Genomic DNA, 13,325 nt, shown 5'->3' with positions numbered 1-13,325 from the left:
GCGCTCTTTATTGCAAAGTCAAGATGTCTTCTTGGCGGAGTACTAAGATGCCGTCTGCTTCCACTAGACCAGTTACCCTAACGTATGCGTTCATAGCCGGTGGCGTTATTCCCGGAATGTATTTTATCGGCAGACTGCTGGGTATGGGGCACCCATCGGAGATATAGAAGACCCCTGGGTCCGAACCTATTACCCGCCCGAAAACGACGGCAGTCAGCCCAACGTTGTTCGGGCCTCTTCCCCATGGTGTTCCTTTTTGTCCTTGAACTGGCGGCCCCGGTTCATAGAAGAAGTCAGATCCTCCAACGTCACGGCTTGTCAGAAGAACTGGGTCACCGTTAGCCGAACCTCCAGTGGTAATATACACATCTGTCAGCTCTCTAGTGTGGCCTGTACTGGACATTCGACCCATTACCGTAAGCTGAGTGCCTCTTGCTATTGATGGCAGAGTCCCTGTGCCCTTTGTGAGTTTGATCCCAACATAGCTGTTGGATTGACGTACCCCCATGCAGTTGGCCGTTGCAGGAAGAGTGCAGACAAGGTTTTGAACTTCTACCCATCGGCCGTCCGGGCATTTCTTTGCCTCCGCAAGAGATGGCACTGATTGCACCACGCGTATGCCGTCCGACGCCATGATGTCGCTCCATTGATTGTGGGGGTTTCTAGCCTTTACCAGGATGTAATATACTTGTCCATTGACAAGCGAGAGGCCAGTCCTGGTACCTTGCGGGGCACCGGTGTAAAGCCAACCTCCACCCGGAATGATTCCAGATTCATCCGGCGTCGTGCTAATCGCATAGCTGTATAACTGAATGCCTGATTCTGGGTCGGATGCTAGCCATGAACCGTGGATGGATGTTGTGCTTGTCTGGTAGACACCATCGTCGTTGACGTACACCATCACGGGTGGAGTGGGCACCTCGTATATTTCGGCGTCATCGGCATAAGCCCAGCTTGGCCCAGTGCCGCCTTCGAAATATTGCCCAAACTTATAGAAAATGGAAATTTTGTCGGTAGTTGCTGTCACGGTTTTTGTATAGTATAGCCAAGTGTTCTGGCCGCCGCTTTCAAGCTTTGTATATTGGACCGTGCTTGCTTCGCCGTTTGAGGTCTGGCCAGTCAGATCGTATCCTATCTCGGCCCAAGCGCCGGGATCGGTAGCTTGAAACCTAATCCAGCCGCTAACAGTGTACTGTCGTCCGGGGGTCACCCCGCCTACCGATTGGCATATTCCTCCGTGGACGCGGTAACGGTCGGGTCTTCCCCATTTCTGCGCATGGCTTCCGCCGTGAACTGGCGATGTTGAATCAGCATATGTAATTGGGTTGCTCCAAGGTGAAATCCATGGGGTCCAATAGTTTGCCACACCATTTGCTTGGAAGCCACCCTCAAAATCGCCGTTTAATAACATATTGTTGCCAATCATTGTAAGTGTGAAGTCCTGATTTGTAGTCCCACCTGAAACTACGGTTACATTGGGGATGGTCTGATAGCAGTATGCTGGCTTTGAGGCGGTAACCGTATAAGTTCCTGGCATGACATTGGTTAGAGTGTATTCACCGCTACTGTTGGTAGTAGTAGAATAGCCTCCTGGGCTTGCGGAAACTGTTGCGCCATATATTCCGCTTCCGTTCCTATTGCGCACATAGCCGGTGATCGTTCCGGGGAGCTGGAGCGGCGACTTGTACTCCCATCGCACAGCGTCTGCAATTACGACTTTTGAGGGCTCTGCGTTGTCTGAGAGGGAAACATAACCAGACTGACCAGCGTTGAATGGGAATGTTCCTAATGAATTCCATTTCCCGCCATTTATCGTCTGGTTGATAAGGATTGTGTTCGAACCGTCCTTATGAACAACCGTAAAAGGAGCGTTGACGGCGCGATTCGTGCCCGCTGAGTACCATGCCATTACTTCATAATTGCCGCTTTGGAGCAAGTTTGGTGTCCATCTCACTACGTCCTCGCCAGTTCCGGTGCTGTTCCAGCGGTAGTCGGCGCCGTATTTATCTGTAGCGGACGTGCCGGTATTCCAAGTGCCAGATATCACGGTAAACTGCGAATCTGAATTATCAATGATAATGCCAGGGTCAGGCCAGCGGTATTTTTGTGAGACTGCTTGGTCGAGGTCACTTAGGATTTGGCTCTTGTACGGATTGCTCGCCCCATCAATATTCCAGTCATCGCAATAGGCACACCAGCGATACATATTGATGCAGCGGAAAATCGGCTTTCCTTCTGTCCTTGCTTGTTGATTGTACCTATTAATCTCAGCGTAAATTTCCTGCATCCATCCCGGTTCATAATGGCTAGTCGGATTTTCTGGGTGGCCTCCCTTCCAATAGTAAACGCCATTGCACTCTGTGACATAAAGTGGAAGGTGATACAAATCGGTAGGGATGCCGTAGTCAATCCAGTCTTTGTACACGTAGAAGCTGAAGTAGAGCATCTGGCCGCCTGCGTTCACCTTCTGAGTGCTGTGGATGTCGGCGTAGGTATAGCCTCGGGAGTTAATATGCAATGCTATGCCATCAATGCCCCCGGTGCTCTTAATGGCTGTGAGCATTCGATTCATATATGTCACCCAGTTGATTGGGCACGCATCGTGGGTATATCCACATACTGTACCCGAGCCATACGGCCCTCCAAAAGGGGCAATTGCTTGGCAGACGACCTTATCGTTTGGTCTAACTGCTTTGATTGCGTTGTAGCACAAACGGAAACATTGGGCATAGCTCTCAGGCGAGACATATGCTTTATGTCCATTTCTTGGCGGCCATTCGACTGCTAGATTTGTCTCATTCCCAATGACCCAAATATTGCAGCCCGGCGAATTTGAAACAAAATTGGCGCACCTCTGAGCGAAATCGGCGTAATATTCAGGTAGCGGAATTGTGCCAACGTCGCAATAACCATTGTTAATTCGACAGATTACCGTGTGTCCAGCGTTCGCGAAGGGCGTAAAGTCTACGCCGCTCTGATCATTTGGGTTGTGCCCAACTGCAACGGTGGCAGTAATCCAGCCGCCGGTGACACCGTATTGTTTGATGTGATTGAGATATTCGGTAGGAGCAGGATCGTGGTCATGAATGCCGTAGAGGTACGGGCATTCCGCCGCTAATATTCTAACGGCAGACAGAATAAGCCACAAAATGTATACTATGCGGAGGGCGATAAAAAGTCTAAAGCCACCGCTCATGTTTCTTCTCCGAAACATTAATTACCGAAAATGTGTAAAATTCCCATAAATTAGACTACCAAATAAATTTCAGAAAGACAACCAGTAAATATACTAGTTGCTAGCCACTAGTACTGCCTTAGTAACGCAGGCAAAATCTACTTCCGAAGGAATTCCCATACATCTCGACGAAGGTATTAAAGATGTTGCTCTCGATTGGGATGTCCAAAATCTAGTAAAATTATCTCCGGGGAGCATGAGATGCAGGATATTATTGGGATAATTCTTGCCGCTGGAAAGGGCACGAGAATGAGGTCAAAGTTACCGAAAGCCCTTCATCCAATCTGCGGCAAACCAATGACGCGATATATTATTGACGCATGTAAAGACGCAGGAATTAGTGAATGCATTGTTGTAATCGGGCACGGCGCCGAGCAAGTTAGAGAAGGACTTGGCGGAGATGTCTCATATGTCGTCCAGGAAGAACAGCTAGGCACGGGTGATGCATGCCGGCGGGCTGTTGATACACTTGGCAACCGTTTTGGCAATGTCCTAGTCCTCCCGGGCGACACACCGCTCGTGACAGCCGATGTCCTAAAGCGATTAATCAGCGAGCATTCTCAGTCTGAGGCAGACGCAACTGTTCTCACAGCCGTTCTCGAAGACGGTGCGCACTATGGCCGGGTTGTACGCGGTTCGGATGGCTCAATTAAACGAATTGTAGAGGCAAAGGATGCCTCGCCTGAAGAGATTAAAATTCGTGAAATCAATACAGCAATCTATTGCTTCAAACTTGCATGCCTCCGAACTTACTTGCAGAAGATTTCGCCAAATAACAAGCAGGGAGAGTATTACCTTACAGATGTAATCGAGTTTATGGCTAATGATGGTCTGAGAGTGGGCGGAGTGGTGTCAGACGACCCGGATGTAGTTCTTGGAGTTAATGACCGCGTTCAGCTTGCGAAGCTGGGGGATGTCATTAGAAGGCGAATCCTCGAGCGGCTGATGTTGGAAGGAGTAACGGTGGTTGACCCATCGTCAACATATGTTGATTGGGATGTGGAAATTGGCCAGGATACCATTCTCTATCCAGGCACAATTATCGAAAAAGGATGTCGGATAGGTGCCGATTGCTTAATAGGCCCTGCGGCACGGCTGGTTAATGTGGAGGTTGGCGATCGAGTTACAATCCTTTACTCAACCGTTATTGAAAGCGTCATAGATGATGGAACACGCGTAGGACCATTTGCAAATATACGTCCTGGATGCAAAATAGGTAAGGATGTTCGAGTGGGCGACTTTGTCGAAGCAAAGAATGCGATAATTGGAAATTCGGTTTCGATGGCTCACCTTGCTTATGTAGGTGATGCTGAAGTTGGCGATAATACCAACATCGGTGCCGGAACAATTACCTGCAACTACGATGGCATCAAGAAAAACCGCACGATAATCGGCAAGAACGCTTTTGTTGGGTCGAATGTAACCTTAATAGCGCCTGTTACTATTGGCGATGGTGCTTACATTGCTGCCGGGTCTACAATCACAAAGGACGTTCCTGCAGACTCGCTTGCGGTTGCAAGAAAGCGTCAAGAAGTTAAAGAAGGCTGGGCAAAGCGCCGTCGTGAGAAAAGCCAAAAGGATGGCAATACCTAATCCATTTGCCTTCCATAATTGTGGCTGCTTTAGCTGCCAACCCTTTATTTTCCAAGTAAAATCGTGGTATCCCCTAATGATGCTCTCCTAGCAAGGGGGAGAAAGCTAGAAAAAAGGAGATATGAGATGCCGAGGAATTCTGATTTGCGAATATTTGCCGGGAACTCAAATCCTGGATTGGCGGAGTCCATTGCTCGGGAGCTCGGCCTTTCGCTTGGGAAAATGTTGGTTTCCCGATTCTCTGATGGCGAAGTGCGAGTTAAGATAGATGAAAGCGCTAGGGGCACGGACGTTTTTCTTATACAATCAACATGCGCGCCCGTCAACGAAAATCTCATGGAGCTTCTTGTAATGCTTGACGCATTCAGAAGAGCCTCTGCAAAGCGCATCACATGCGTAATCCCATACTACGGCTATGCCCGCCAGGATAAGAAGGTAAAGCCGCGCGAACCTGTTACTGCCAGGTTGGTGGCGGACCTTTTGACAGTTGCTGGTGCAAGTCGTGTTCTTACTGTAGACCTTCATGCCGACCAAATCCAAGGTTTTTTTGATATTCCTGTGGACCACCTTTCGGGTTGCCCCATCATCGCAGAGCATCTAAAGAAATTGGGGCTAACAGATTCAGGTTTGGTTGTAGTTTCCCCTGATGTCGGTGGCGTGGCGCGAGCAAGGGCACTTGCCGAAATGCTTCAAAGCCCAATTGCAATAATTGCAAAGCGTCGGCCGGAACCAAACAGGGCAGAGGTCATGGAAATCATCGGCGACGTAAATGATAAGATTGCAGTGATGATAGACGATATGATAGATACCGGAGGCTCAATCGCCACAGGAGCACTTGAGCTGAAGAAACGCGGGGCAAAGAAGGTTTATGCATGTTGCACGCATCCTGTGCTATCTGGCGGGGCGATTGAAAGACTAGATGCGGCGCCGATTGAAAAAGTTGTTGTGACTGACACAATACCGGTTAAAGCTCAGCCGAACGGTAAAATTACAGTTCTCTCGGTGGCGCCGTTGTTAGCAGATGCAATCCGGCGAATTCACCTAGATGAGTCCGTAAGCGAGTTGTTCAGAGAATGAAAATCATCGTTGGTCTTGGCAATCCCGGCAGAAAATACCAAGGCACACGACATAATGTTGGATATATGACTGTGGATTTGTTGAGTCGCAGGCATCATATTCCTATCAGGGCACGAGCGCTGAGGGCACATATAGGCCAGGGGATTATAGCAGGCCAAGAAGTGGTGCTTGCCAAGCCGCTCACTTTCATGAACCTGAGTGGTCAGGCAGTGTCGGCGTTAGTTCGCAAATATCAGGTAACGCCTGCCGATTTGATTGTTATCAGTGATGATGTCAATCTCCCATTGGGAAGGCTTAGAATCCGAGCTAGTGGCTCTGCTGGAGGGCATGGCGGCTTAAAGTCCATTATTAATGAACTAGGCACTGAAGATTTTCCAAGAATTAGAATTGGCATTGGCATGCCAGCCGGGGACATGGTTGATTATGTGCTTAGCAAATTTAGCCGTTCGGAAATGCCAATTATTCGCGAGGTGATTTCACGAGCCGCAGATGCTGTCGAAACTATCCTCGAGCAAGGCATAGAACAGGCTATGAACCGCTTCAATGCGCCATCTTTGTAAAAATAAGCTGATAACGATTACATGTTTTCAACTAAAGAAATTTTAATCAAGAAAACGATTACAAAAAGATTGAATAGTTTTCATTTTAGTACTTGACAAGCGTTCTTGCTAGTGGTATATTCGCTTTGGTGTGGGTGAACCGCCAGCGTCAGGGAGGTGATTCTGATAACAAAGTTCGATACCAAAGCTGAGATAAGCCCGGTGGTGGCAGCGGTGGTGATCATACTTGTTTTGGCCGTTGCCGCGGCCATAGTCACCTACCCACTGGTTGCAAGCAAATCCTCCAGGCCAGCCTCGCCTTCCGAATTGCGGCATATCGAACCCGCCCCGGACATTGGCAAGCCTGCAGAGCCTGCGAATCAAAATCAAGCAACGCCTCTACCATCGCCCGTTCCTGATAAACGATGAAGGCAAGATGAGCTTTATCAGGGGTAAATTGGTCGGTAAATAAGTTGACTTTAAAGTTTTCGAACAGCACCCAAGCAGCCAGCAGAAAGAGCTTACGCCATCAAATAGCTGGTATTTATGTTATTACCGATGAGCAGCTAACCCCAGGGCGAACCCATCTTGAGATTGCTAGGGCTGCCATTTCCGGCGGAGCTCGTATTATCCAGCTGAGGGATAAAACTGCCGATGATAGCCGCTTAATCGAAGTTGGATCTGAGATCGTTCGGTTTACCACTAGGGCTGGGGCTTTGTTCATTGTTAATGACCGGGTCGAGGTTGCTATCGCATGCGGCGCGGACGGAGTACACATCGGTCAAGAAGACCAGCCGATTCAAGAAGTCCGCAAACTATTCCCCCGCGGAATCATCGGAGTTTCCGTGTCAACAATTGAGGAAGCCCTAGCGGCTGAGGAGGCTGGTGCCGACTACATTGGTGTAGGTTCAATTTTCTCGACTTCTACTAAATCGGATGCTGGGCCTCCTATTGGGATTGAGGGCTTGGCAGCCATTCGCAAAGTTTGTAAAATTCCTATTGTAGCGATTGGTGGAATCTCGCTTGAGAATATACGCGAAATTGCCAGGGCTGGTGCTGATTCGGCGGCAGTCATATCGGCAGTCGTTTGTGCTGAGGATATGAAAGCTGCAACCGCCGCCTTAATTGCCGAATTCCAATCTGGTCTACGGTGATTTGCTGCGGTCTTTTTGTTCCACCTTGAATATTCTAACTGCCTGCGAATCAAGCTTTCTGCTAATGTTTATTGGAACTCCTCCTGGCTTGGCAGTAAGCATCTCAATTAATCCTCCATGCTGACTTGCCGATGCTGCAAATGCTTTCGCCTTTGGAGACCAGTCAAGATGTATGAGGTCGTTTTCCTTTGAGAACCGAGATAGCCAGCCTTTTGGGAAGGTCCCAGGAGCGGTAATGATTACTTTGCCCCACTCCTTCTCGATAACTTTGCTATCGCTAGCCCCTAGTAGGTAATGTTGTGAGGACCCATCTTCAATTAATATAATCTTCTCGCCCTCCTCGTTCTCTGTCGTGTAATCTTCGCTTGTGCCAATGTAACCACCGTAAATTCCAGGCATGAGCTGGATATTTTCCACCCGCACGTTGCCTAGGGGCTTAGCTTTCCCTTGGCTAAGATTGGCGAGCATTGGCTTTTCGCCATCGAGATAGAAGATGTAGCCGTCTTTTATGCCTAGGATGCACATTTCTTTGGCACTCGTGGCGATGGTCTTTATGCGGAGGTTTTCTTTGGAAATGCACAGGAGCATGTATTTATCTCTAGCCCTAACAACGACTGCCCAGGTTTTGCCGTCATTGCTCCACCCATCATCAACGTACAATCCAGGCAAGCGGATTGACCGGGTATTCTGAGAAAAGGCATCCACGAAGTATACATTGGAATTTCCCATTTTCTCAGGACTTAGACTTGCTCCAAAGACGACGCCTTCGAGTCCTACCACCACTGCTAAAACCCTTGAAGTGGGTTGCCAGCTCAAGTTCGTCAGGAAAAAACCAAATTTGAAAACCGGCAATTTGTTTTTTAAAGAAACCGCTTTCGCGGTATGAGGATTCAAAAGGAGCACATCTGACATGTAGTAAATGTCGTCATCCGCGCCCGAGACAATTGCCGCTATCATTTTTCCATTCGGTGACCATAAAACCTTTGTGATTGCATTCTTACAGTCGGTGATTAAGCGAACAGTCCTTCGTGTTAAATCTCCCACCACAACCTTACCGTCTGCGATGTATGCAATCATCCGCTCGTCAGGCGACCAAACAGGCAAGCCAAGGACGCTGTGTGTTCCAGCAAGCGACCGCACGCTCTTCGTCGCTGCTGTTCCGCCTATGCGTATAGGTTGGCTCCCATCAGGCGATGCTATTAGGACGTCCACAATATCTCCGCGCCATGACTGGAACGCAAGTCGGCTTCCCGATGGAGAAAAGACTGGAAAGCCATCATCTGGAAATGCGGCCAGTGCATGCTTCGCGCGACGTGTATGGTAATCTGAAAGTTCGCCGGAAAGTTCAAGGCTATTGCCTGCAGACATTTCAAGTAAAGCATGCATAACCCTTGGGTCAGTAAATGGTGGCTTGATTACTGCCTTGACATTCTTGCCTTTCAGCACCATTCCTGGCGGTTTACCTCTAAAACCAAACACCGAAATTTTCACGTCCAGCTTATTGCCAATGGAACTTCCCGCCGGCGAACGCATATAGCTTTCAAAAAGCCGCTTTTGATGGGCCAAATTCTGCATTAACGCCCAGAAGCCGTAGCTAGGGGGGATTGGTGTGCCAACGCAATCTCTATAGGCGATCTCAACATGACGGGTTTTCCACCGGTAGGAAATGTCGTGTGTTGCGGAGCATTTGGCATATATGGTGGACGCGAAAATTATTATGGCGCAGATCCGAAACACAAGGCCTATGTGGGGCTTCATTGTTGGCCTCCTATGTTAAGAGTTAGCTGGCTTTATGTGCTACCAAAGTTGCCCATTCGCCATCTTTGAGGATCTCCGCTATGTCAAAACCTTCATTTCGAAGTGCGCGTTCGACGTCTGCCGATTTCTCGTCTACAATACCTGAGGCAATCAGGATGCCGCCCCTGCGAAGCACGCGGGCGATGTCAGGCGCGTTTTTTATGATAGTTTCGGCTACTATGTTTGCCGTGATTAGGTCAACAGTATTTTGAATGAACCCTAAGTTGTCAGTTTGGTGGACCTCGATATGCTCTTCTTCGTTATTACGTTGGACGTTTTCCCTTGCTGCTCGGACGGCTAGCTCGTCTATGTCGAATGCGATTACAAGGCAGGCGCCTAGCTTCGCCGCTGCAATCGCCAAGATTCCCGAACCAGTACCAAAATCTACGACAGTCATGCATCGCCGAATGCGCTTCTCAAGAGCTTCAAGGCTCATACGAGTAGTTGGGTGTTGCCCTGTTCCAAATGCCATGCCTGCCTCGATTTCAATCACGACATCGCCAGGTTCGGGATTAAATTTTTCCCAGGGGGGTTTAATGACTATATGCTTTCCAATTCGGGTTGTGCGGAAAAACTGACGCCACGCCTCTGCCCATTCTTGTTCTTCGGCATATTTGATAGTAATTTCGGCTGGAGCTGGGTCGAGCCCAAACTTGGTGAGATTTGTTATGCCACTTTGGATGTTGGAAATGCGTTCTTCTAACCGGTCATCAACTGGGAGGTAGCATTTAATGAAAACAGGGGTTTCACCTTGAATGGCTAAGCCGCCGCATCCGTTCTCAAACATTATCGCTTCGACGGCTTCTTGAGCCGTCACGTTGGTTTGGACTTCTATTTCGGCCCAACGCATGATATTTCAGCCTACTTCTTTCGTTGTCTTTTTCTAAATAAGCCTTTGCCTCGGCTGTTTTCCACCGAGATCCCGCTCAACTGAGCGAACTGCTCGAGCAATTCTTTCTGCTGGGCCGAAAGCTCAGTTGGGATTGTTACTTTGATAACCACGTGTTCGTCGCCCCGCCGACCTGTATCAAGATTAGGCATACCCCTGCCATCAAGTTTGAAAACCTGTCCTGGTTGGGTTCCCTGCGGAATGCGCAGAGTAGTAGTTCCGCCAAGCACTGGCACCTCAATCGTATCACCAAGCGCGGCTTGAACGAAGCTTATGGGAACCTCGCAAATGATATCGTCCCCCCGACGCTCAAATATGTTGTGAGGCTTGATGTAGACTATTACGTACAGATCTCCCGGTCGCCCGCCTCGAATGCCTGCGTCGCCAGCCCCACGGATTCTGATTCGAGAGCCGTTTTCAACACCGGCCGGTATGTGAACAGTTTGCTCACTCGTCTGGCGAATGCGCCCCTGGCCGCCGCAATCGCGACAAGGGTTCGTAAGTATCTCACCTGTGCCCCGGCATCGGGAGCATGTGCTTACCGATGAGATATACCCAAGTATTGTTGAGCGACGATGTTCTATCTTGCCAGTGCCACCACAGTCAGGGCATATCCCTGGCGAACTGCCTTGTGGATACCCAGCCCCATTACAGGCTTCGCATCGTTCCATTCTTGATAGTCGGAATACGCGTTCAACGCCAGTGGCAGCTTCCTCCAGGGTAATCTCAAGTTCATATTGAAGGTCGGCGCCAGGTTCGGCGGTTGATCTTCGATGTTGTTCTGTTCTCATGCCTGAGCCAAAGAACAAATCGAAGATATCGCCAAATCCACCTATGCCGAAGTCCTCAAATCCAAACCCAGGTCCAGACCCTGAGAAGCGGCCATTTAGCCCTTGATGACCATACCGGTCATATATCTCGCGCTTCTTTGGGTCGCTCAGGACGTCATAGGCTTCGTTGATTTCCTTGAAGATTTCCTCGGCGTTCGAGTCGCCCTTATTTACATCTGGATGGTATTGGCGAGCTAACCGTCGGTATGCCTTTTTGATTTCTTCCTGAGATACCCCGCGGTCAACTCCCAATACCTCATAGTAATCTCTTTTCACAGGCATCTTGGTTGTTTAGTTACTCAACGTGTGCTTAAGTTATTTTGAGGCTTGTTCTTGTAAGTCCTACGAGTATTATTCTTCTACGATTTCGGTTTCTTCTTCGAGCCCGATTTCGGCCGATGAACCTTGGTCATTTACATTGGACAAGCCATTGCCCGAAGCAGTGAACCCTTCCTCTCCTTCTTCCTCATGGGATGTTTCTTCATCACCCGTCTTTTCAGTGACTTCTTGTACTGGAGCTCTGAGAAGGTCGACTGCTTCTTCTATTTCACGCTTGCGTTCGCGAGGAAGGGCAAGCTGCTCTTCCCGGGCCGCTTGTTCCTCTGGAGTTGGCTTGTGAATGCGAATCTTTCCAGCCGCAATTTCTTCAAGAGCAATGGTGATCGGATTTTTGGATGTGCTTTCCACCAGCGGTTGGGCACCCTCCCGCAATTGGCGCGCTCGCTTCGCCACTGCTATAACTAGTGCATACTTGCTTCCTACCTTGGCGTCAAGCTCATCTATCGAAGGATATATCATTCCGAATCCCCTTTCACATTATGAAACTGTTGGCGGTGATAGTAAACCAAATAACTACGCACCTAACCGCTTGGCTTTTCAATCAAATATCAGATGACAAAGCTCGAAAATTGCAACTTATGATTTTAAATCTAAACAACGCTCTATGTCAAGATAGTTAATACTTCGGCGATATCACCGATAATTAAGACATTATAGCAGAAATTTGCATGCAAAATGGATTCACCCATGGGCTGGACACATCTGCGACAACATCTCATGGCGGGAAGTGCTGACAAAGTTTTTGATTGCTTCTTCAAAGCATACCAAGTCTTGCGGCTATGAGGATGAATGGGCGATAAATAGAAAATGGGATGAGCACTGAACTTCTTGATTAGCTTAATCCAGTGCAAAGTGGAAAGTTTCCCGTTTGCGAAAGTTTCGAGGAATGCCGCCCTGAACGGCGGGCTTATATTTTCGACTTTGGACGGTTTCGGTCGCCGCGCGGTCAAGTTCGATGCTGCCGGAAGATTTTGTAACCTTCACGCCCACAACATTGCCTTCTGTGTTGATGGTATACTCGACTGTTACGGAGCCCTCGATTCCTTGGTCCCTGGCTGATGGAGGGTATTTTGGACGCTTTGGCCCGCTGACCAGTTCTGGCTCAGCCCTGTCGGCCAGGGTTGAGATATGTTTTGGCTTGCAGATTGTGCAAATTGAAGTTGGTTCTTTGCCAGGCCTAAATGACTTAATCACTGTTTTTTCGCAGTATGGGCCTGGCAGCATTCCAGATTCGGCGCATACCTTTACGTCTATGTCGGGTGGCGGTGGAGGGGGTGGCGGCGGTGGAGGTGGTGGCGCTGGGTTTGGTTCTTGACCAGGACCTGGCGTCGCATTCGGTATGGGTTCTGGTTTTCCAACACCTTCTCCACTGCCTGAACCTATGCCCTTGCCGCCTGGGTTTCCAGGAACCCATCCAACAGGTGTCTGGCCACTTGGTCCAATGTTGATATCGCCATGATGGCTTGGTGAGCCGAAGTTCAAGTCCCCGCCCGGATCGCCCGGCGGTTTATTAGAAGCAATGGTTGAGCCAGGAGAGTATCCAGAAATTGGCGCCTTTTTTCTAGTCTCTTGATATGTAGGCTGTTTACCTGGCTTTGGTTTTGGCTTTGCTGGCGGTGCTAATGGTATCTTTTCTGGCGGTGGGAGTGATAAGTGTTCAGACTCGGTTGGTTTGAGTTTAGGTGCAGTTTTGATGTCCTGCGGCTCTGAAACTTTCACATTCTCTGGGATGTCAACAACCTCTACTCGAACTAGCTTAAGGTCTTCGATTTCAATCGGGCGGGCGGCCGATGTTTTGCCAACCAAACCAAGAATGGCAAGATGAATTCCAATCGAAGCAGCAATTGCGTATGTAAGCAACCGATCGCGCAT

The 13,325-nt window shown here is 49.1% G+C and carries 10 protein-coding genes and 1 pseudogene; 4 read left to right on the top strand and 7 right to left on the bottom strand.

The annotated features are described in order from the left end of the window. Positions 1 to 7: 7 nt before the first annotated feature. The gene (locus QHH26_07560) at positions 8 to 3,196 is read right to left on the bottom strand and encodes a carboxypeptidase regulatory-like domain-containing protein (GenBank protein MDH7481813.1); all 3,189 of its coding nucleotides are present in this window, start codon (positions 3,194 to 3,196) and stop codon (positions 8 to 10) included. Between the two features lie 240 nt (positions 3,197 to 3,436). On the opposite strand from QHH26_07560, the gene glmU reads away from it, so the two are divergent. From glmU to pth, 3 genes are all read left to right on the top strand, one after another. Beyond that, positions 3,437 to 4,828, top strand: coding sequence for a bifunctional UDP-N-acetylglucosamine diphosphorylase/glucosamine-1-phosphate N-acetyltransferase GlmU (glmU, locus tag QHH26_07555; GenBank protein ID MDH7481812.1), 1,392 nt, complete (start codon positions 3,437 to 3,439; stop codon positions 4,826 to 4,828). A gap of 126 nt (positions 4,829 to 4,954) precedes the next feature. Beyond that, positions 4,955 to 5,905 (top strand): ribose-phosphate pyrophosphokinase, encoded by a 951-nt coding sequence (locus QHH26_07550; GenBank protein MDH7481811.1) that lies wholly within the window; start codon positions 4,955 to 4,957, stop codon positions 5,903 to 5,905. Continuing rightward, positions 5,902 to 6,465, top strand: coding sequence for an aminoacyl-tRNA hydrolase (pth, locus tag QHH26_07545; GenBank protein MDH7481810.1), 564 nt, complete (start codon positions 5,902 to 5,904; stop codon positions 6,463 to 6,465). The genes QHH26_07550 and pth overlap by 4 nt, the downstream gene beginning before the upstream one ends. Before the next feature lie 108 nt (positions 6,466 to 6,573). Here the strand turns inward: pth and QHH26_07540 are convergent, their stop codons facing one another. Next, the gene (locus QHH26_07540; protein MDH7481809.1) at positions 6,574 to 6,834 is read right to left on the bottom strand and encodes a hypothetical protein; all 261 of its coding nucleotides are present in this window, start codon (positions 6,832 to 6,834) and stop codon (positions 6,574 to 6,576) included. A gap of 143 nt (positions 6,835 to 6,977) precedes the next feature. Between QHH26_07540 and thiE the strand changes: the two genes are divergently transcribed. Continuing rightward, positions 6,978 to 7,598 carry a thiamine phosphate synthase gene (gene thiE / locus QHH26_07535; GenBank protein MDH7481808.1) on the top strand — a complete coding sequence of 207 codons (621 nt, stop codon included), beginning with the start codon at positions 6,978 to 6,980 and terminating at the stop codon, positions 7,596 to 7,598. Here the strand turns inward: thiE and QHH26_07530 are convergent. The 5 genes and pseudogenes from QHH26_07530 to QHH26_07510 all read right to left on the bottom strand — a co-directional run bounded on the left by QHH26_07530 (position 7,590) and on the right by QHH26_07510 (position 13,325). Beyond that, on the bottom strand, positions 7,590 to 9,356 hold the full coding sequence (locus QHH26_07530) for a hypothetical protein (GenBank protein MDH7481807.1): 1,767 nt from the start codon (positions 9,354 to 9,356) through the stop codon (positions 7,590 to 7,592). The two genes, thiE and QHH26_07530, sit on opposite strands and share 9 nt — an antisense overlap. 22 nt (positions 9,357 to 9,378) lie before the next feature. Continuing rightward, entirely contained in the window at positions 9,379 to 10,245 is an 867-nt protein-coding gene (gene prmA / locus QHH26_07525) for a 50S ribosomal protein L11 methyltransferase (GenBank protein MDH7481806.1), read from the bottom strand. A gap of 11 nt (positions 10,246 to 10,256) precedes the next feature. Further along, positions 10,257 to 11,390, bottom strand: a complete 1,134-nt coding sequence (gene dnaJ / locus QHH26_07520; GenBank protein ID MDH7481805.1) for a molecular chaperone DnaJ — start codon at positions 11,388 to 11,390, stop codon at positions 10,257 to 10,259. 348 nt (positions 11,391 to 11,738) lie between these two features. After that, positions 11,739 to 11,912: pseudogene (rpoZ, locus tag QHH26_07515) on the bottom strand (DNA-directed RNA polymerase subunit omega). A 378-nt stretch (positions 11,913 to 12,290) separates the two neighbouring features. Next, on the bottom strand, positions 12,291 to 13,325 hold the full coding sequence (locus QHH26_07510; GenBank protein ID MDH7481804.1) for a TonB family protein: 1,035 nt from the start codon (positions 13,323 to 13,325) through the stop codon (positions 12,291 to 12,293).

It is taken from the genome of Armatimonadota bacterium (assembly GCA_029907255.1).
GTDB lineage: Bacteria > Armatimonadota > UBA5829 > DTJY01 > DTJY01 > JAIMAU01.
The sequence above is the reverse complement of the archived record's forward strand: the minus strand, read 5'-3'. Positions and strand labels throughout refer to the sequence as shown.

Coding starts and splice junctions, on each gene's coding strand:
- glmU (MDH7481812.1), top strand. CDS start 3,437: ATGCAGGATATTATTGGGATAATTCTTGCCGCTGGAAAGGGCACGAGA.
- pth (MDH7481810.1), top strand. CDS start 5,902: ATGAAAATCATCGTTGGTCTTGGCAATCCCGGCAGAAAATACCAAGGC.
- QHH26_07560 (MDH7481813.1), bottom strand. CDS start 3,196: ATGAGCGGTGGCTTTAGACTTTTTATCGCCCTCCGCATAGTATACATT.
- QHH26_07510 (MDH7481804.1), bottom strand. CDS start 13,325: ATGCGCGATCGGTTGCTTACATACGCAATTGCTGCTTCGATTGGAATT.
- QHH26_07550 (MDH7481811.1), top strand. CDS start 4,955: ATGCCGAGGAATTCTGATTTGCGAATATTTGCCGGGAACTCAAATCCT.
- prmA (MDH7481806.1), bottom strand. CDS start 10,245: ATGCGTTGGGCCGAAATAGAAGTCCAAACCAACGTGACGGCTCAAGAA.
- QHH26_07530 (MDH7481807.1), bottom strand. CDS start 9,356: ATGAAGCCCCACATAGGCCTTGTGTTTCGGATCTGCGCCATAATAATT.